Here is an 18,583-nt window from a genome sequence, read left to right as displayed (position 1 = left end):
CGTGGCGACATGATCACGGGTCTCCACACCATCGTGTACAGCGACGACCCCGAGGCGACGCGGGCGTTCTTCCGGGAGGTGCTCGTCTGGCCGTTCATCGAGGCGAGGCCCGGCTGGCCGATCTTCGACACCGGCTCGAGCGAGACAGCTGCGCACCCGCGCACCTGGGACGGAAACGACGAACCGTACGCCCAACGGCACGAACTGTCACTCCTGTGCGACGACCTCGACGCGACCATGGAGGAGCTCCGCGGCCGGGGTGCGACATTCGCAGGGGACATCGACGAGCGCCCGTACGGCCGATGCGTATTCCTCAACGTGCCCGGCCTCGAACCCATGCTGATGTACCAGCCTTTGTACGCCCCTGCCTGGGAGAGCCCCGCCGCGACCACCTCGCGTCCACCGCACGCTTCGGCATCGCCCTGAGCCGCTCCCCGGGGGCAGCGGTCGTCCACGCAGTAGGTTCACTGCGAGACGGGAGACGACCTCGCGCCGATGCCGCATGGCCGTCCGTCGACACGGTGTGGGACAATCGCGCCATGACCTCCGAATCCGCAGGAAAGCGCCTCCCGTTCTGGACCCGGGTGCGTCACGCGCTCTTCGGGAAACCGCTCACGCACGAGCAGATGCGCGGAATGAACTCTTCTGAGATCGCCGCGCAGCGGGTCGACCCCGCCGCGCGCGCGAGCCAGACCTCGCACACCAACTCGAGCTATCTCGGCGGGCTCTGACCCGCGTGCCCCAGGAGAGGCCGGATCCGCCGCAGGGAATGTCCGCAGCAGCGAGATTGCTTCAACGGGTGTGAACAACGACGTGAACGAAGCCCTGCACCGAAGTCAGATCATCGACCTGACGACCACCGGTCGCCGCAGCGGGATGCCGCGCCGCATCGAGATCTTCCTGCACGACGAGGACGGCGTGCTGTTCATCACGGGGATGCCGCGTCGAGACCGCACGCGGGACTGGATACACAACATCACCGCAGACCCTCACGTGATCGTCCATCTGAAGGTCGGCATCAAGGCCGACATCCCCGCCACCGCGCGCGTGATCACCGATCCCGATGAGGCGCGGCCGCTCATCGAGGCGGCCGCCCGCCGATGGCGCAGAGACGATGTCGACGAGATGATCGCGCACAGCCCGCTCATCGTTCTCACCGCGGCCACCGCGCCCGAAGCCTGACGGACTCTCCCATGCCCGACAACGACCCGACCCCCGGCGCCAGGATCACTCGGTATTCGGGGATCTACAACGCGGACGGCGGCGTGGCCGGCGAGATCCGCTACGTGTTCGGTCACCTCTTCGGCACCGCGGAGTGCGCGCTCTGCGACATCACCCATTCCCCGCTTCGCCGCAAGCCGGAGTGGGACCGCATGGTCGCCAGGCTGAGCGTTCCCGTCGTCGTACTCCACCGCAATGAACTCGACGAACCTCTCGAGGCGGCCGTGCGGGATGTCCCGCTGCCCGTCGTCGTGGCCCACCACTCCGACGACTCGATCTCCGTCGCGCTGACCGCCGCTCAGCTGGCCGAGCTCGGCGGATCAGTCGAGAAGTTCGAGCGGGCGCTGCTCGCGGAGCGCCCGCGCACCTGAGGCGGCGAAGCCCGACTATCGCGCGTCGGCCAGGATGCGGTCGATCACCGCCTCGGACTTCCGCGCCCCTTCTGCGGGGTCGTGGGAACCGGATGCCTCGACCAGCGTGAGCATCGTCTTCCAGAGCGCCCACGCTCGGCCTCGAACCCACGTCGCCTCATCCCACGGCATCCGATCGCGGAAGACGTCGCGCGCAGGCTCGTCGAGAACGGTCCATGCGATCGCGAGGTCGCACGCGGGATCGCCCACTCCCGACGTTCCGAAGTCGATCACGGCGCAGAGGCGCCCGTCACGAACCAGCAGGTTGCCGGGCGCGATGTCGCCGTGGAACCACACCGGAGGCGCGGTGATCTCGGTGGCCAAGGCATCCCTCCACGCCGCCCGCGCCGCTGCGCAGTCGATCCGGCCTTCGAGCTGAGTGAGGCATCGCTGCACGTCGGCCTCGTACACACGCGGATGCGCTCCCCGCCAGAAGCTGTGCGGACCAGCCGGCGGAGCGTCGCGCGTGTCGACGGCGGCGAGCGCGGTGAGAAAGCGGGCGAGGTCGGCCGCGAGTGCCACGAGGTCGAGGCCGTGAGCATCCCCGGCGGGCGTCCCGTCGATCCACCGGTAGACGGACCAGGGCCGCGCGAAGTCCTCGCTGGGCCGGCCCAGACCGACAGGCACGGGGACGGGCAGCGTGACTTCCCGCGCGATCACCGGCAGCCAGCGCTGTTCCTTCGCCACAGCCGCGGCGTAGCCGTCCGCGCTCGGCAGCCGCACCAGCAGCTCATCGCCCAGTCTGAAGGTGCGATTGTCCCACCCCCCGGGAACAACCCGCTGAAGGCTCAACTGACGCCACTGCGGGAACTGCGCATCGACCAGCCGTCGCACGAGTTCCTCGTCGATCTCCACCTTCTCAGCTTGCCCCACCGGCGTCATCCGCCGTTGGGCGCTCGGATGCTCGTTGACCCGTTCCCCCGATCCCGGAAGGATCGCGGCATGGTCCTGCTCTTCCTTCACGGCGCAGGCGGCTACGACGCAGACCGCACACTGGCCGACGCGATCGCCGCCGAGCTCGGGCAGCCGGTCGAGTACCCGCGCCTTCCCGAGGACGACATGTCCGTCGAGCATCAGACGCGTTTCGTGCGAGCAGCCCTCGACGCCGTCGGCCCCGACGATGCCGTCGTCGCTCACTCGTTCGGGGCGACGATGCTCCTGCGGATCCTCGCCGAACGCGAGCGAAGCGCGCCCCGGCGGGTCACGCTGCTCGCCATGCCCGACTGGAGTCCCGAGGGCTGGGATGTCGCGGACTACGCATTCGCCGGTCCCGAGCCCGCGCAGGTCATCTCGCTCCACCACTGTCGGGATGACGAGGTCGTGGAGTTCGCCCACCTCGCCCTCAACGCCAGGCGAATCCCCCACGCTGCGCTGCATGAGCACGACTCCGGCGGTCACCAGTTCGTCGGTCTCGCCCCTGAGATCGCCCGCGATGTCTCGGGCACCACGCACCGCTGATCGACATGGCTCGGCGGTCTGTGCGTTCTCAGACCCGGCCGCCACGCGGAAGTCCTGCCGCGCGGCCTTCGGCGGCACATCAGGGCATTGGAGGGGATGACGGGAATCGAACCCGCGCTATCAGCTTGGGAAGCTGAAGTTCTGCCATTGAACTACATCCCCGGAGCCTTTCGGCGTCTGGCCAGAATAACAGAGCCGAACGCGCGCAGCCGAGCCGCGGCATCCACCCCCCCGCCGCTAGGCTGGCCCCGTGCTGCTCAGTGACCGCGACATCAGGCTGGAGATCGACGCGGGGCGCATCGGCCTCGATCCGTGGGACCCGGCCATGGTGCAGCCGTCGAGCGTGGATGTGCGGCTCGATCGGTACTTCCGGCTGTTCGACAACCACAAGTACCCGTTCATCGATCCCGCCGAGGATCAGCCCGAGCTGACGCGCCTCATCGAGGTCGAGCCCGACGAACCGTTCATCCTGCACCCGGGGGAGTTCGCGCTCGGATCGACGTTCGAGCAGATCACGCTGCCCGACGACGTCGCCGCCCGCCTCGAAGGCAAGTCGTCGCTGGGCCGCCTCGGACTGCTGACGCACTCCACCGCCGGCTTCATCGATCCGGGTTTCTCGGGCCACGTCACCCTCGAGCTGTCGAACGTCGCGACGCTGCCGATCAAGCTGTGGCCGGGGATGAAGATCGGCCAGGTCTGCTACTTCCGGCTCACGTCGCCCGCCGAGAACCCCTACGGAAGCGGCCCCTACGGCAACCGATACCAGGGCCAGCGGGGGCCGACGGCCTCGCGGTCGTTCCGCAACTTCCACCGCACAGACGTGGGCTCGACCGACGCCGGCGCGGTCGGCGGCTGAGCGCACACGAGAGTAAGCGATCGGGGCGGCCCTGCCGAGGTGGCAGGGCCACCCCGATGGCTGCCCCAGCGACATCGGGCGCAAACCGACCATCGGTCGTGCCTGCCCCAGTTCGCGGCCCGTGTCCCCACACGAAGCGGCCGCGTTCAACCCGATGGCTACTGCAATTTGCAGTATAGGGATCGACCGCCCCGGCGTCGACTATCGTTTTTCGCGATGGATGCCGCCACCGAGGACGAGCTGCGGATGCTGCGGCGCCGCGCGTACGGACCGGATGCCGACATCCAGACCGACCCCGCCGCGATGGACAGGCTGCGTCGTCTCGAAGCCGCCGCAGCGAGGGTGAGCCCCTCGGCGATCGCGCCCTCGGCGGCCGATCCCGCCGAAGAGGACGAGCCGACCACGGACGCGACGCCGGTGCCCGTCGATCCCGGCGTACCGGCGCCGCCCGACGCTCCGGAGGCCCCGACGGGGATGCCGTCGGACGAGGCGGACGCCGCAGATACGCTCGAGCGTCCTCGCCTGTCGAGGCGGACGATCTGGCTGTGGGCAGCGTCGATCGTCGTCGCGCTGGTGGTCGGCGCCGGAATCACGACCCTCATGCCCGCCACCGGCGCCGGCCGGGTCGCGACGATCGCGGAGGCGGACATCTCCGAGTGGCCGGCGGACGTGTTCGGCGACCCGCAGGAGGGCGCCCGCATCTTCGAGGCGTACGAGGGCTTGCGCGTCCTGGTGATCCCCAACGCGTGGGGCAATTCCGACGCCGCGCTCTCGTGCGTCTTCGTCGTCCGGTCCGACCGCGAGGGGGGCACCGGCGCCGTCAATGAGATCGTGACGACGGGGTGCGGGGCGGGTGACTTCCCGCCGACGGCGGCGTTCCCCGTGAACGAGGAGTCCCCCGAAGCCCTGCGTGACCGGTTCGCCGACGGCACGGACCTGCGGATCGTCCTCGCCGAAGATGAGGTGCACGTCTTCGCGAAGGAGCCGTAGGCGGTCGAGCGCCCGGGCAGGGTCTGATGCTCCCGCCGAGTCTCAGTGCGCGGTACGTACCCCGACGAGGTCGTGCACCAGCACAGCCGCGGCCCGTGCGCCCTGGCCCGCGGCCACGATGAGCTGCTGCGGGCCGGGGGACGCGGCATCCCCCGCCGCATAGATCCCCGGCGTGGACGTGCGACCGGACCGGTCGACCACGACGGTGCCGTCGGCGTCGCGCTCGAGATCGAGCGTGCCGAGGAAGTCGAGCGCGGGGGACCAATGCGGGCGAACGAAGCCGCCCTCGATCCCGATGCGCGTCCCGTCCTCCAGCCGCACCGCCGTCACCGTGCCCCGATCCCCTTCGAGATCGTCGATCCGGCGTCGCTCCACGAGAATCCCGGATGCCGCGAGCTCCGCCTCCTCGACGGTGTCGACGACGTCGGCGCCGTGGGTGAAGACGGTGAGACGGTCCGTCCATCGCGCGAGGAGCCGCGCCCGCGCGGCGAGGTCCGGGGTCTCGCCGATGAGCGCGAGTGGCCGGTCCTGCAGCTCCCACGCGTCGCACGCGGCGCAGCTGAAGATCGTCATGCCGTAGAACGCGCGCAGGCTGGGGATGCGGGGGAGCGTCTCACGCAGCCCGGTCGCGATGATCACGGACCGTGCGGCGACGGCAGGAGGGGTGCGCTCGCCGCGCCCCTGCACCGCGACGATGTAGCGCATGCCGCTCGCGGAATCCATCGGCAGGATGCCGGTCGCCACCGCCCGGTCGAGGACGCTGACGCCCGGGTACGCGGCGAGCTCGGCCCGCGCGAGCTTGCGCAGTTCGAGCGGCGAGGCCCCGTCTCGCGTCAGGAATCCGTGCGAGCGGAGGGTCGCTGCGTTGCGGGGACGGCCCGCGTCCACCACGACCACCGATGCCCGCGCCCGGCCGAGGTTGAGTGCTGCCGAGAGCCCGGCCGGACCTCCGCCGACGATCACGACGTCCACCTCGACGGCAGAGGCGAGCGCGCTGTATGCCGAGTCGGTCATGCGATCTCCCCCTGCGGCGGGAGCGCGGCGATGACCGGGTGGTCCTTGTGGATCACGCCGACCTTGGCGGCTCCGCCGGGCGAGCCGATGTCGTCGAAGAACTCGACGTTGGCCTTGTAGTAGTCCTGCCACTCGTCGGGCAGGTCATCCTCGTAGTAGATTGCCTCGACGGGGCAGACCGGTTCGCAGGCACCGCAGTCCACGCATTCGTCGGGGTGGATGTAGAGGGAGCGCTCGCCTTCGTAGATGCAGTCCACCGGGCACTCGTCGATGCACGCGCGGTCCTTGACGTCCACGCACGGCAGGGCGATGACGTACGTCACGACCGGATCAGCGCCCCGCCGCGCGAGACCGCGACCTGCTCGTCACGCGGCACGACCTTCACGCGCTCCCGAGCGTGGACGTGCGCGGCGCCGAGCTCCCGCTCGTGTGCGTCGAGCGCGAGCCAGCCCTCCCACGTCGTGTAGGCCACCTCGCGCTCGTCGAGGAGCGCGAGCACGTCCTCCTCGATGACCGGGGCGACGAGGGCGCCGGCCGCGGCATCCGCCACCAGGTGGGCGATCGTCTCCATCGCGTCGGACTTGGTGTGGCCGATGAGCCCGACCGGACCGCGCTTGATCCATCCGGTCGCATACAGGCCACGCACGACCGGCGCGCCCGGCTCGCCCGTGATCGGCGAGTCGACCACGCGTCCCTCGATGTTCGAGATGACACCGGCCCGCTCGTCGAACGGCGCGTCGACGACCGGCGTGCCGTAGTAGCCCACCGCCCGATAGACCTGCTGCACGGCGATCTCGCGGAACTCGCCGGTTCCCCGCACGGTGCCGTCCCCGACCGGCTCGGTGCGCTCGAAGCGCACGCCCTCGACCCGACCCTCGCCGAGGACCTCGACCGGGGAGTGGTAGAAGTGCAGGTGCAGCCGGCGGCTCGCGCCGGCCGACTCGCGCGTGCGCCATCCGTTGAGGATCCGCAGCATCACCTTCAGCTGGTTGTTCGGGGCCGACGCCGGGTCGGCGCCTGTGAAGTCCTCGTCATGGACGACGATGTCGACGTCCGGCACCTCGCCCAGCTCGCGCAGCTCGATCGGCGTGAACTTGATGTCGCCCGGTCCGCGACGCCCGAAGACGTGCACATCGGTCACGGCCGACGCCTCCAGCCCCGCGAGCACATTGTCGGGGATCTCGGTCGGCCGCAGATCGACCGCGTGCTTCGCGAGCACGCGCGCCACATCGAGGGCGACGTTCCCGTTGCCGATCACGGCGACCTCCGCGGCATCCAGCGGCCACTCGGTCGGGACGTCGGGGTGCCCGTCGTACCACGCCACGAAGTCCGCAGCGCCGAAGGAGCCCGGAAGCTCGATGCCGGGGATCTCGAGCGCGGCGTCGCGGATCGCGCCCGTCGCGAGGATGACCGCGTCGTAGCGCTCCTGAAGCTGATCGAGCGCGAGGTCGCGCCCGATCTCGACGTTTCCGATGAAGCGGATCGTCCCCGCCGACAGCATCTCGTGCAGCGACGTGACGATGCCCTTGATGCGGGGGTGGTCGGGCGCGACGCCGTAGCGGATCAGCCCGTAGGGCGCCGGGAGCGATTCGAAGAGGTCGATCGCGACCGCGCCGCCGGCGGCGGCGACGGAGCCCGCGAGGATGTTGCCGGCGTAGATGCCGGCGGGCCCGGCGCCGACGATCGCGACGCGCAGGTGGGAGAGGGTCGACGAGGTCACGGGAGGCGGGCCTTTCCGGTCGAGGGCGCGGTGGGGACCGCGAGCGGGTCGAAGGTGAACGAATCGAGGGTCGCGAGGGCGTCCGGTGCATACGGGCTGAGGCGCACGACGTCGCCGACGACCACGACGGCGGGGGAGCGGATGCCGCGCTCCGCCGCCTGCGCCGCGATCGTGGCGAGTGTGCCCACCGTGACGCGCTGGCGGGGTCCGAACCCGTCCTCGACGACGGCGACCGGGCAGTCGGCGCCCCGGTCCGTCCGCGCAAGGGTGAGTGCGGAGTGGGCGAGGGTGCCCACGCCCATGAGCAGCACGACCGTGTGGTCGCTCCCGCCGCCGAGCTCGCGGATCTGGTCATGACCGGTCGCCACGGTGAAGGACGTCGCCACGCCGCGGTGGGTGAGCGGGATGCCGGCGATCGCCGGGACCGAGATCGCGCTGGTGATCCCGGCCACGACCTCGACGTCCACGCCGGCCGCTCGGCACGCGATGAGCTCCTCACCGCCGCGCCCGAAGATGTACGGGTCGCCGCCCTTGAGCCGGACGACGTTCCTGCCCTCGCGGCCGAGCTGGACGAGGAGCGCGTTGATCGCGTCCTGCGGCACGGCGTGGTGCCCCGGGAGCTTCCCCACGTCGATGACCTCCGCGGTGAGCTGCACGCCGTCCGCGGCGAGGCCGTCCAGCACGCCCCGCGCACCGAGCCGGTCGGCGACGATGACGTCCGCCCCCTCGAGCGCGCGCAGCCCGCGCACGGTGAGGAGCCCGGGATCGCCCGGACCGGCTCCGACGAGCCACACCTTTCCGCGGGAGCCGTCGTGCGAGGTGCGGGTCATCGCGCACCTCCCGTCACGAGCAGACCGCGGCGGCGAAGCATCCGCCGTTCCAGTGGCCCGAAGAAGACGAGCTCGATCAGGATGCCGATCGCGAGGATCAGGATGATCGTGCCCAGCACGCCCGCGAGGTCGGCGAGCTCGCGCGACTGCTGCAGCATCGAGCCCAGGCCGAAGCCGATCGTTCCTCCGACCGCGATGATCTCGGCGGCCATGAGCGATCGCCACGAGAAGGCCCAGCCCTGCTTGAGCCCTGCGAGGTAGCCGGGCAGTGCCGCGGGGAGGATGACGGCGGAGGCGAGCTGCCACGGTGACGCCCCCAGCACCGTTCCCACCCGTCGCAGCTGCGGCGGCACCTGATCGATGCCGGCGATGAGTCCGTTGACGATCGAGGGGATCGCACCCATCAGGATCACGAAGTACACCGTCGCGTCGGAGAGCCCGAACCAGATGATGGCGGCAGGGACCCATGCCACCGACGGCAGCACCTGGAGTCCGGAGATGATCGGCCCGACCGCGCGACGGAGGGGGCGCACCTCGGCCAGCAGCAGCCCGAGCGGCGTGCCGACGACGATCGCGATGAGGAACCCGACGATCCCCCGCTCGAGGCTCGTGGCGACGGCCTCCTGGAGGCGCCCCGATTCCCACGCGGAGCCGAGCGCGGTCACCACGTCGAACGGGCTCGGCACCTTGTCGGGCCGCGGCTGCGCGATGACGACGTACAGCTGCCATGCCGCGATGAGCAGGAGCACGAACACGATCGGCGGCACGACGCTCGCCGCGATCCCCCGCCAGCGGCCGGGCTCGCGGGTGGCATCGGTCTGGAGCCGGTCGAGACCGGCCTCGAGCGAGCGCAGGTCGTCGTGCTCGCTGCGAGCGCGGACCTCGTCGACGGTGGCGTCACGCGGCATTGCGACGGATCTCCTTCCGCAGCTGCTCCGTGATCTCGACGGAGAGGGCAGCGACCTCGGGCGACTCGATGCGTCGCCCGGTGGTCTTCGCGATGCGCCACTCCTGGACGATGCGGCCCGGACGGCTGCCCATCAGCACGACGCGCTGGCCGAGGCGCGCGGCCTCGCGCACGTTGTGCGTCACGAACACGATGGTTCGGCCCGTCGCCCGCCACACCCGCTCGAGCTCCTCGTGGAGGAGGTCGCGTGTGATGGCGTCCAGGGCTGCGAACGGCTCGTCCATGAGCAGCACCGGGCGGTCCTGCGCGAGCGCACGGGCCAGGGCGACGCGCTGGCGCATTCCACCGGACAGCTCGTGAGGGCGCTTGTCCGCGGCATCCGTCAGATTGACGGCGTCGAGCAGCGACAGCGCCTTGGCGCGCCGCTCGGCGCGGGGAACGCCGCGCAGGCGCAGAGCCAGCTCGACATTGCGGCGCGCGGTGAGCCAGGGCATGAGCGCCGACTCCTGGAACATCACGGCCGACCCTTCGGCCGGGGTCTCGACGACGCCCGCAGTGGGGCGGTCCAGACCCGCGATGAGATTGAGGAGCGTCGACTTTCCGCAGCCGGAGGCGCCCAGCAGGCACACGAACTCGCCGGGCGCGATGTCGAGCCCGACGTCGTCCAGCACGAGCGGCCCATCGCCGAATCGCTTGGAGACGCCCTCGATGCGTACGGCGGGCTCGGGCGCCGCCGGCGGACGGAGGACGGGCGCGACGCCGTCGAAGCTCGGGCCGAGGGGGATGCCGCGGCCCGGCGCAGTGTCGACCGAAGGCGACACGACGCCGGACGCGCGGCGGGGACCGGACGTCATGGCGAGTCCTCACCGAGACCCGCTGCCGAGACGGTGTCGGACCCGGATGCCTCGAGCAGGCCGTTCAGGAGACGGAGATCGAACAGCCCGTCGATCGATCCCTCCTTCTGCGTGCCCGCCTCCAGGCCGTTGGAGACGAGCGTCTCGAAGGTGTCGGCGTGCGGGTCGACCGAGAACGTCACGTGCTCCAGGGCGCGCTCGATGACGGCATCCGACAGCGGCTTGCCGGTCTCGGCCTCGAGGGCGGCGTTGATCACACCGGGGGCATCGTCGGGGTTGTCGGCGATCCACTGCACGGCTGCGAGATGAGCCTCGAGGAGCTGCTCGACCACGTCGGGGTGCTGTTCGAGGAACTCCGCGCGCACGAGCAGCACGGTGGTCGGGAACTCTCCGTCGGGCCACAGCTCCGCCTCGTCGACGAGAACGTCGGCGCCCTCGTCGATCACCAGGCGCGACACCCACGGCTCCGGGAGCCACGCGCCGTCGAGCTGGCCGTCCTGGAACAGGGTGAGCGTCTGGGCGTTCTCGGTCGGGGTGACCGACACGTCGCCGCCGCCGGACACGTCGGTCGCGTAACCCTGATCCGCCAGCCACACCCGCAGCGCAACGTCCTGCGTGTTGCCCAGCTGCGGCGAGGCGAGCGTCGTGCCGGCGAGATCCTCGGCGCTGTCGATCCCGTCGGCGACCACGAGGGCCGCACCCCCGGTGGCCGCGCCGGCCACGATGCGGGCCGACTCGCCGCCGGACTGGATGAACGTGTTGATCGACGGATTCGGGCCGATGTAGGTCGCGTCGATCGCGCCCGCCGTCAGGGCCTCGATCGCGGCCGGACCGGCGTTGAAGACCGATGTGGTCACCTCGACCTCGCCCAGCGCGTCCTCGAACAGGCCCTGCTCGAGGCCGACGAGCGCGGGCGCGTGCGTCACGTTCGCGAAGTACCCGAGGCGCAGCTCATCGACCTCGCTCTGCTCGGACGGCTCGGCCGCCGCAGAGGCGCAGCCGGCCATCATGACGGCCACGAGTCCCAGAGTGGTGATCGTCGTCGCGGTGCGGATGGTGTTCACTGTTCGCCTCCTTCGTTCGGCGGTATCGGTGGGGTGGAGCAGCGCGCGTCAGACGCGCGCGATGCCGGCGGCGAGGGTGGCGCCGCCCTGCGGGTGGATGACGAGGAACGAGCCGCCCTCGCGGCTCTGGTCGTACGGCTCGATCGGGAGGTCCGACGCGAGACGGAGCCGCACGCGGCCGATGTCGTTCGTTTCGAGGGTCTGCGCGGGTCCGTGCGTGAGGGTGTCCAGGTCGTAGCGCGACTCGACCTGCGCGACGATCGCCTGGACGGTCGCGGTGCCGTGCTTGACGAGCACGCGTCCCCCCGGGGTGAGCGGACGCGTGTCGAGGTGGAAGAGCTCCGCCTCGATCTCACGCCGCGGAGCCGGGAGGCTTCCCGCCGAGACGACGAGCGCGCCGCGGGCGGTGTCGACGTCGTCCGCGAACTCGAGCGACACGGACTGCGGTGCCACGGCCTCGTCGACGGGCGTGCCCGCCGAGTGAATGCCGCGCACGGTCGTCGCGATGCCGGAGGGGAAGATCTCCACCCGGTCGCCCACACGCACCGTGCCCGACGAGATGCGTCCCGCGACGGCGCGATAGTCCCGCAGCCGCTCGACCTCGTCCGGGTCGGCCGCCAGCTCGGGTGACAGTCCGCCCTGCGGGCGCAGCACGAGCTGGACGGGCAGGCGCAGCGGCTCTGCGGCGGCGTCGAGGGCGTCCGCGCCGGGGAGGGTCTCGAGCAGCTCCAGCAGCGGGGGTCCGTCGTACCACGGGGTCCGCTCGGACAGCTCGACGACGTTGTCGCCTTCGAGCGCCGACACGGGGATCACGTGGAGATCCCGGATGCCGAGCTCGGCCGCGACCGCCGCCGCCTGATCCGCGACCGCGGTGAACGCCTCGGCCGAGAACCCGACGAGGTCGATCTTGTTGACCGCGACGATGACGTGCGGAACGCGCAGGAGCGCGACGACCGCGAGGTGCCGGCGCGTCTGCTCGAGCACGCCCTTGCGGCCGTCGACGAGAACGACGACCGCGTCGGCGGTGGTGGCACCGGTCACCATGTTCCGCGTGTACTGCACGTGGCCGGGGCAGTCGGCGAGGACGAACGACCGCGATCCGGTCGCGAAGTAGCGGTAGGCGACGTCGATCGTGATGCCCTGCTCCCGCTCGGCACGCAGGCCGTCGGTCAGGAGGGCGAAGTCGAACTCCCCGTGTGCGAACCCCCGCTCGGCGGAGGTGCGCTGCACCTGCTCGAGCTGGTCGGCGAGGATGGCCTTCGAGTCGTGCAGCAGGCGTCCGACGAGGGTCGACTTGCCGTCGTCGACCGATCCCGCCGTCGCGAACCGGAACAGCGTCTGCTCCATCAGAAGTACCCGTCCTTCTTGCGGTCCTCCATGGCGGCTTCGCTGAGCCGGTCGTCGGCCCGCGTCGCGCCGCGCTCGGTGAGCGTGGACACGGCGACCTCGGCGACGATCGCCGCGAGGTCCGCGGCATCCGATTCCACCGCTCCCGTGCAGCTCATGTCGCCCACCGTGCGGTAGCGCACGCGTCGCACCTCGACGGCCTCGTCCGCGCGGGGCGGCGAGAACTCGCCGACGGGACGCCACATGCCGTCGCGGGCATACACCTCGCGGTCATGTGCGAAGTACAGCGATGGGAGGGGGATGCCCTCGCGCTCGATGTACCGCCAGACGTCCAGCTCGGTCCAGTTGGAGATGGGGAAGGCGCGCACGTGCTGCCCCGGCGCGTGCCGCCCGTTGTACAGGCTCCACAGCTCGGGACGCTGGTTGCGCGGATCCCACTGCCCGAACTCGTCGCGCAGCGAGATGATGCGCTCCTTGGCGCGCGCCTTGTCCTCGTCGCGGCGGGCGCCGCCGAACACCGCGTCGTGGCGGCCCGCGGCGATCGCGTCGAGGAGGGGGAGCGTCTGCAGCGGATTCCGGGTGCCGTCGGCACGCTCGGCCAGGCGGCCGTCGTCGATGTAGTCCTGCACTCTGGCGACCTCGAGGCGGATGCCGAGCCGCCGGACCGTCTCGTCGCGGAAGGCGAGCACCTCGGGGAAGTTGTGGCCGGTGTCCACGTGCAGCACGGGGAACGGCACTCTGCCCGGCGCGAAGGCCTTCGTGGCGAGGTGGAGCACGACGACCGAGTCCTTGCCGCCCGAGAACAGCAGCACGGGCCGCTCGAACTCGGCGACCACCTCGCGGATGATGTGGATCGCCTCGGCCTCGAGCAGGTCCAGCGTCGAGAGGGCGGTGGCCCGTGGGGGCGCGATGGTGTCGGTCATACGTGGAGCCCGCATTCGGTCTTCGAGGATCCGGCCCAGCGACCGGATCGGGGGTCCTCACCCGCGGCGACGGGCTTCGTGCACGGCTCGCACCCGATCGACGGGTAGCCGAAGCCGACGAGGAGGTTCACGGGAACGCGGTGCGCGGCGGCATGGGCGAGCACGTCGTCGAAGCTCCACGCCGCGACCGGATTGACCTTGACGAGGCCGTTGCGCTCGTCCCACGTCACGAGAGGGGTGTTCGTGCGCGTCGGAGCCTCGTCGCGGCGGACGCCGGTGAACCACACCTCGTATCCCGCGAGCGCGTCCTGCAGCGGCGTGACCTTGCGCCGCGCACAGCACAGCGCCGGGTCGCGCTCGAACAGCCGAGCGCCGAACTCGGCGTCCTGCTCCGCCACGGTCTGACCGGGTCGCACGTCGACGATGCGCACGTCCAGCGCCCGCTGCACCTCGTCGCGCGTGGCGTAGGTCTCGGTGAAGTGGTAGCCGGTGTCGAGGAACAGCACGTCCACGCCGGGCAGCTGCTCGGCGACGAGGTGGGGCAGGGCGGCGTCGGCCATCGAGCACGCGACCGCGGCGGACGCCATCGAGAAGTTGCGCGCCACCCATGCGACGACGTCGGCGGCGGATGCCTCGTGCTCGGTGAGGCTTCCGAGCTCGGTGTTGCCGCGCTCGGCGAGGGCGCGCAGCTCGTCGGCCGGGCGCTTCGCGGTGATCCTCGGGGCGAGGGCGACGGTCATTGGAGGCTCTCCTCGTCGGCGCGGTGCGCCCACTGGGCGAACGTCTCGTCGGCCGCGGCATCCCTCTCCTCCAGGAACCGCGTCAGGACGCGCTCGGCGTAGTCGGCGATGCCGTCGGCGGCGACCTTGAGGCCCCGGACGGTGCGGCCCAGTCCCGGGTTCTCGCGATCGGCGCTGGCCAGCCCGCCCCCGAGGTGCACCTGGTAGCCCGGCACCTGCTCGCCGTCGATCGTCACGAGCTGGCCCTTCAGGCCGATGTCGGCGGTCTGGATCCGCGCGCACGAGTTGGGGCATCCGTTGACGTGAAGGGAGATCGGATGCGGCAGCTCGAACTGCGCGAGACGCTCCTCCAGGTCGAGCACGGCCGCCGTCGCGTAGGCCTTGGTCTCGACGATCGCGAGCTTGCAGAACTCGATCCCGGTGCACGCGATCGTTCCGCGGCGGATGAGGCTGGGCCGTGCCGACAGGCCGAGCTGGTCGAGCCCGGCGATGAGCGACTCGACGCGGTCCTCGGGGATGTCGAGGATCACGACCTTCTGGTGGGGTGTCGTGCGCAGCCTGGTCGATCCGTGAGCCTCGATGAGGTCGGCGAGCTTCGCGAGGCCCGCGCCGGACACGCGGCCGACGATCGGCGTCACACCGATGTAGAAGCGGCCGTCCTTCTGCCGGTGGACGCCGACGTGATCGCCCTGGGTGAGCGGCTTGGGTGCGGCGGGCCCGTCCGGCAGCGCGTAGCCGAGGTACTCGTCCTGCAGCACCTGCCGGAACTTCTCCGCGCCCCACTCGGCGAGCAGGAACTTCAGACGCGCCTTGTTGCGGAGCCGGCGGTAGCCGTAGTCGCGGAAGATCTGCGCGACGCCGTGCCAGGCATCCGCCACCTGCTCCGGGCGGACGAACGTGCCCAGGCGCTCGGCGAGACGCGGAGCGGTCGACAGGCCGCCGCCGACCCACAGGTCGTACCCGACGCCGAGCTCGGGATGCTCGACGGCGACGAACGCGACGTCGTTGATCTCGTGCACGACGTCCTGGCTCGGATGCCCGGTGATCGCGGACTTGAACTTGCGGGGGAGGTTCGCGAGCGACTCGTCGCCGATGAAGCGCGTCGTGATCTCGTCGATCTGCGGCGTGGGGTCGATCAGCTCGTCGGCCGCGATCCCCGCGACGGGCGAGCCCAGGACGACGCGCGGAACGTCGCCGCACGCCTCCGTCGTGCCGAGGCCGACCGCCTCCAGTCGCCGCCAGATCTCGGGCATCGCCTCGACCTCGATCCAGTGCAGCTGGATGTTCTGCCGGTCGGTGAGGTCGGCGGTGTCGCGGCCGAACTCCGTCGAGATGCCCGCGATCACGCGGAGCTGCTCGGTGCTGAGCTGGCCGCCGTCGATGCGGACGCGCAGCATGAAGTAGCGGTCCTCGAGCTCGTGCGGCTCGAGCGTCGCGGTGCGGCCGCCGTCGATCCCGGGCTTGCGCTGCGTGTACAGCCCCCACCATCGGAACCGGCCGTGCAGGTCCGTCGGGTCGATCGAGTCGAACCCTCCGGCGGCGTAGACGTTCTCGATGCGCTCGCGCACGGCGAGGCCGCCGTCCTGCTGCTTCCACTCCTCGTTGCCGTTGAGCGGGGTCGTGCCGTCGATCTTCCACTGCCCGTTGGGCTTGGACGACGGCCGGGGCGGGCGCGCGGCGGCGCGGGCCGCGTGCGGCGGCGCCTGGCGCGGGTCGGTGTCGTTGATGGTCACGGTGGCCTCCGGGGTGTCCCGGGCGTCCCCGGGTGGCTCGAGGGAGCCTTCCGCGAGAGTAGGAGGCGTCCGCGCACCCGGCCTATCCGCGTGTCAACGTGCGTCACCGTGCGTAACGGTGCGTCACAGAGGTTGCGGCAGGGCCGAGCGGTAGCGATCGATCACGATGTCCACGAGTGAGACCGCCGGCGGGTCGTCGTCGAGCAGCGGCCGGGCGACCGGGGCATCGCCGGCGAGGCGCACGGCGAGGTCGTGGAAGTACCCCGGAGCGAGGAGGTAGTTCGCCACGACGACCCGTCCGGCGCGCGTGCGGGCGTCGGCGACGGCCGGCCCGACGCGCGGGTCGGCCGCCGCGAGGAAGCCGACGGCGACCTCGCGCCCGAGCCTCTCGCCGAGCATCACCCCGATGCGACGGCAGTCCTCGTTGGCGCGGTCGTCGCTCGATCCGGCGACCGCCAGCACCACTGCGTCCTCGCCGCCGATGTCGAGGGGCGCCAGGCGTGCCACGAGCGCGTCGACCAGCCGCGGATCGGGGCCGAGGGCCGGAGCGATCGCGACGTGTTCGCGCCCCGCGGTCTGCTCCTTCAGGTCGACGCGCACGTGGTAGCCGGCCGACAGCAGCAGCGGCACGATCACCACGGGCTGCCCGGAAGGGAGGGCGTCGAGGGAGGCCGCGACATCCGGCTGCTGCACGTCCACGTGGCCGAGCCGCACCGTGACCTCGGGCAGCCGCTCCGTGACGGCGCCGACCAGCGCCTCGACGGCGGCCTGTCCTTCGGGGGAGGCCGTGCCGTGAGAGATCGCGAGCAGCGCGGGTGTCGACATCCCCTCCATTCTGGCCGGGACGACGTTTCTCCTCTGCTTCCCTCGGCCGAGACCCCCGTCCAGGTCGGCTTGGCGGGCCGCGGCGTCAAACGCGCGGGAGAAACGGACGGCCGGCCCCTGTTCGCGGCTCGGCAACCCCGAAATCTCCCGCGCGTTCGACCGGATCAGCCGGCCTCGTCCCGGACCAGCGCGTTCGACCGGCTCAGGCGGCGTCGGGCGCGGGCTGCCCGGATCGGGAGCCGGACTGCGCGGCGAACCCGGCGGCGAAGCCGCGCTCGTACGCCTCCTCGGCCTTGCGCCCGCCGTCGATCCCGTGTCCGTGCCCGCCGTCGAACCCGTGCCCGCGGCCGCGCCGGCCTTGGCCGCGCTCGTGCGGGTGGTCGTGTCCGCGGCCGTGGCATCCGTCCTCGCTCCAGGCCGCGTGCCGCCCCGCGCGGGGGTCGAAGCCGTGGTGCAGGTTCGGGCCCCAGCCCGGGTGGAAGGGCCCCGGCCCGCCGAAGGCCCCCGGCCCCCCGAACCGTCCCGGACCGCCGAAGCGTCCCGGACCGAAGCCGCCGAAGCGGCCGCGCCCGGAGCCGCGCGGGAAGGGCTGCGTCTCGTCCCAGCCGAGTTCGCGGGCGATGGCCTCGAGCGAGGCGACCGTCGTGGCGTAGTCGTCGGGCGAGACCGCGTCGGCGACCCGGGAGCGGATGCCGCCCACCGCCTCGCCGAGGCGCTCGCGGGCCTCGCGGCCGGCGTCGGTGAGCACCCACGTGCCGTCACCGCGTTCCTCGGCCCAGCCGAGGGACGCGAGGCGTCGCAGGTGCTTGCCGCCCTTGCGGGCGAGGCGCTCGCTGAGCCCGGGGGCGTCGACCGCGCCGGAGAGCGCGTTCAGCAGCATCCAGTCGCGGCGAGTGGCGTCCTCGCCTTCGAAAGCGGCGGCGAACTCGCGCGAGATGAGCCTGTCGACCAGGCGGAGCCAATACCCGAGCGGGCGTCGTGCGCTCGCGGGGTCGGGGGAGCTGTGTTCTTCGAAGTCGTCCATGAGAAATCCTTTCCGGCGATCGATCGATCGCGATTACATGTCGGAGTGCATGTATATGCAGTGTGACATGCATTCCAGATGCATGTCAAGTGGCATGTACCTTGGATGCATGCGCGAGAACTCCACCGATCCCGCCGACGCCATCGCCGCCGCATTGTCCCGGCTTCGCGGGAGACGGATGCCGAGGCCCCCGTGGGACGGCGGTGACGCCCCCCACTCCCACGGTCCGCAGGGCTGGCGCGGCGGACCGCACGGCCACGGCGGCCCTCCCTGGGGCGGCGGTCACGCCGGACGCCCGGGGCCGTGGGGCGGACCGGCGCGTTTCGGAGGCCCGGCGCGCATGCGGCTGCTCGAGGCGCTGGCCGCGGCATCCCACCCGCTCACCGTCGGCGAGATCGCCGAGGCGGTCGGGGTCGACCAGCCTCGCGCGTCGCGCCTCGTGCAGCAGTCCGTTCAGATGGACCTCGTCCGGCGCGAGGCCGACCCCGAGGACGCCCGCCGCACGCGCGTGGCGCTGACGGATGCCGGGGCCGCCCTCGTGCGCGGCTTCCGCGGAGAGCGGCGCGAGGCGATCGACACGGCGCTCGCCGGATTCAGCGAGTCCGAGAAGGCCGACCTCGCGCGGCTCCTGACGAAGCTCGCCGAGGCGTGGCCCGGAGCCTGACCG

At 71.6% G+C, this 18,583-nt stretch carries 22 protein-coding genes and 1 tRNA gene; 8 read left to right on the top strand and 15 right to left on the bottom strand.

Annotation, left to right across the window (positions count from 1 at the left end; all coding sequences use genetic code 11):
• Positions 1–9: 9 nt before the first annotated feature.
• From ACFQ0P_RS05540 to ACFQ0P_RS05525, 4 genes are all read left to right on the top strand, one after another.
• On the top strand, positions 10–426 hold the full coding sequence (locus ACFQ0P_RS05540) for a VOC family protein (protein WP_204981115.1): 417 nt from the start codon (positions 10–12) through the stop codon (positions 424–426).
• A 113-nt stretch (positions 427–539) separates the two neighbouring features.
• Positions 540–731: a hypothetical protein gene (locus tag ACFQ0P_RS05535; protein ID WP_204981114.1), complete on the top strand. Its 192-nt coding sequence runs from the start codon at positions 540–542 to the stop codon at positions 729–731.
• 82 nt (positions 732–813) lie between these two features.
• The gene (locus ACFQ0P_RS05530) at positions 814–1,182 is read left to right on the top strand and encodes a nitroreductase family deazaflavin-dependent oxidoreductase (RefSeq protein ID WP_204981113.1); all 369 of its coding nucleotides are present in this window, start codon (positions 814–816) and stop codon (positions 1,180–1,182) included.
• An 11-nt stretch (positions 1,183–1,193) separates the two neighbouring features.
• Positions 1,194–1,592, top strand: a complete 399-nt coding sequence (locus tag ACFQ0P_RS05525; protein ID WP_204981112.1) for a hypothetical protein — start codon at positions 1,194–1,196, stop codon at positions 1,590–1,592.
• Positions 1,593–1,607: 15 nt separating this feature from the next.
• Here ACFQ0P_RS05525 and ACFQ0P_RS05520 read toward each other — a convergent pair whose 3' ends face one another.
• Positions 1,608–2,594: an aminoglycoside phosphotransferase family protein gene (locus ACFQ0P_RS05520; protein ID WP_378771576.1), complete on the bottom strand. Its 987-nt coding sequence runs from the start codon at positions 2,592–2,594 to the stop codon at positions 1,608–1,610.
• On the opposite strand from ACFQ0P_RS05520, the gene ACFQ0P_RS05515 reads away from it, so the two are divergent.
• On the top strand, positions 2,574–3,089 hold the full coding sequence (locus ACFQ0P_RS05515) for an alpha/beta fold hydrolase (RefSeq protein WP_204981111.1): 516 nt from the start codon (positions 2,574–2,576) through the stop codon (positions 3,087–3,089). The genes ACFQ0P_RS05520 and ACFQ0P_RS05515 overlap by 21 nt on opposite strands.
• Positions 3,090–3,177: 88 nt before the next feature.
• On the opposite strand, the gene ACFQ0P_RS05510 is transcribed toward ACFQ0P_RS05515, so the two are convergent.
• Positions 3,178–3,251, bottom strand: a tRNA-Gly gene (locus ACFQ0P_RS05510).
• An 88-nt stretch (positions 3,252–3,339) separates the two neighbouring features.
• Here ACFQ0P_RS05510 and dcd point away from each other — a divergent pair.
• Both dcd and ACFQ0P_RS05500 read left to right on the top strand, forming a co-directional pair.
• A complete protein-coding gene (dcd, locus tag ACFQ0P_RS05505) occupies positions 3,340–3,945 on the top strand; it encodes a dCTP deaminase (protein ID WP_204981110.1) in 606 nt (201 codons plus the stop codon).
• 216 nt (positions 3,946–4,161) lie between these two features.
• Positions 4,162–4,935, top strand: coding sequence for a hypothetical protein (locus tag ACFQ0P_RS05500; protein ID WP_204981109.1), 774 nt, complete (start codon positions 4,162–4,164; stop codon positions 4,933–4,935).
• Positions 4,936–4,977: 42 nt separating this feature from the next.
• Here ACFQ0P_RS05500 and ACFQ0P_RS05495 read toward each other — a convergent pair whose 3' ends face one another.
• The 13 genes from ACFQ0P_RS05495 to ACFQ0P_RS05435 form a co-directional block, all read right to left on the bottom strand.
• On the bottom strand, positions 4,978–5,949 hold the full coding sequence (locus ACFQ0P_RS05495; RefSeq protein ID WP_204981108.1) for an NAD(P)/FAD-dependent oxidoreductase: 972 nt from the start codon (positions 5,947–5,949) through the stop codon (positions 4,978–4,980).
• Positions 5,946–6,272: a ferredoxin gene (fdxA, locus tag ACFQ0P_RS05490; protein WP_204981107.1), complete on the bottom strand. Its 327-nt coding sequence runs from the start codon at positions 6,270–6,272 to the stop codon at positions 5,946–5,948. Before fdxA ends, ACFQ0P_RS05495 begins: the two co-directional genes overlap by 4 nt.
• A complete protein-coding gene (locus ACFQ0P_RS05485) occupies positions 6,269–7,669 on the bottom strand; it encodes an FAD-dependent oxidoreductase (RefSeq protein ID WP_204981106.1) in 1,401 nt (466 codons plus the stop codon). The genes fdxA and ACFQ0P_RS05485 overlap by 4 nt, the downstream gene beginning before the upstream one ends.
• Positions 7,666–8,499, bottom strand: coding sequence for a uroporphyrinogen-III C-methyltransferase (cobA, locus tag ACFQ0P_RS05480; RefSeq protein ID WP_204981105.1), 834 nt, complete (start codon positions 8,497–8,499; stop codon positions 7,666–7,668). The genes ACFQ0P_RS05485 and cobA overlap by 4 nt, the downstream gene beginning before the upstream one ends.
• Complete coding sequence (locus ACFQ0P_RS05475; RefSeq protein WP_204981104.1) at positions 8,496–9,407, bottom strand: ABC transporter permease; 912 nt, start codon at positions 9,405–9,407, stop codon at positions 8,496–8,498. The genes cobA and ACFQ0P_RS05475 overlap by 4 nt, the downstream gene beginning before the upstream one ends.
• A complete protein-coding gene (locus ACFQ0P_RS05470) occupies positions 9,397–10,260 on the bottom strand; it encodes an ABC transporter ATP-binding protein (protein ID WP_378771569.1) in 864 nt (287 codons plus the stop codon). The genes ACFQ0P_RS05475 and ACFQ0P_RS05470 overlap by 11 nt, the downstream gene beginning before the upstream one ends.
• Entirely contained in the window at positions 10,257–11,324 is a 1,068-nt protein-coding gene (locus ACFQ0P_RS05465; protein WP_204981103.1) for an ABC transporter substrate-binding protein, read from the bottom strand. Before ACFQ0P_RS05465 ends, ACFQ0P_RS05470 begins: the two co-directional genes overlap by 4 nt.
• 48 nt (positions 11,325–11,372) lie before the next feature.
• Positions 11,373–12,671 (bottom strand): sulfate adenylyltransferase subunit 1, encoded by a 1,299-nt coding sequence (locus ACFQ0P_RS05460; RefSeq protein ID WP_204981102.1) that lies wholly within the window; start codon positions 12,669–12,671, stop codon positions 11,373–11,375.
• Complete coding sequence (cysD, locus tag ACFQ0P_RS05455; protein ID WP_204981101.1) at positions 12,671–13,594, bottom strand: sulfate adenylyltransferase subunit CysD; 924 nt, start codon at positions 13,592–13,594, stop codon at positions 12,671–12,673. Before cysD ends, ACFQ0P_RS05460 begins: the two co-directional genes overlap by 1 nt.
• The gene (locus tag ACFQ0P_RS05450; RefSeq protein WP_204981100.1) at positions 13,591–14,334 is read right to left on the bottom strand and encodes a phosphoadenylyl-sulfate reductase; all 744 of its coding nucleotides are present in this window, start codon (positions 14,332–14,334) and stop codon (positions 13,591–13,593) included. Before ACFQ0P_RS05450 ends, cysD begins: the two co-directional genes overlap by 4 nt.
• Positions 14,331–16,067, bottom strand: coding sequence for a nitrite/sulfite reductase (locus ACFQ0P_RS05445; RefSeq protein ID WP_204981099.1), 1,737 nt, complete (start codon positions 16,065–16,067; stop codon positions 14,331–14,333). Before ACFQ0P_RS05445 ends, ACFQ0P_RS05450 begins: the two co-directional genes overlap by 4 nt.
• Before the next feature lie 123 nt (positions 16,068–16,190).
• Complete coding sequence (locus tag ACFQ0P_RS05440; RefSeq protein ID WP_204981098.1) at positions 16,191–16,892, bottom strand: sirohydrochlorin chelatase; 702 nt, start codon at positions 16,890–16,892, stop codon at positions 16,191–16,193.
• Between the two features lie 202 nt (positions 16,893–17,094).
• Positions 17,095–17,916, bottom strand: a complete 822-nt coding sequence (locus ACFQ0P_RS05435) for a MarR family winged helix-turn-helix transcriptional regulator (RefSeq protein WP_204981097.1) — start codon at positions 17,914–17,916, stop codon at positions 17,095–17,097.
• 109 nt (positions 17,917–18,025) lie between these two features.
• On the opposite strand from ACFQ0P_RS05435, the gene ACFQ0P_RS05430 reads away from it, so the two are divergent.
• Positions 18,026–18,580 (top strand): MarR family winged helix-turn-helix transcriptional regulator, encoded by a 555-nt coding sequence (locus ACFQ0P_RS05430; RefSeq protein WP_378771562.1) that lies wholly within the window; start codon positions 18,026–18,028, stop codon positions 18,578–18,580.
• Positions 18,581–18,583 lie beyond the last annotated feature (3 nt).

The organism is Microbacterium insulae (genome assembly GCF_042677065.1).
Lineage (GTDB): Bacteria > Actinomycetota > Actinomycetes > Actinomycetales > Microbacteriaceae > Microbacterium > Microbacterium insulae.
The sequence above is the reverse complement of the archived record's forward strand: the minus strand, read 5'-3'. Positions and strand labels throughout refer to the sequence as shown.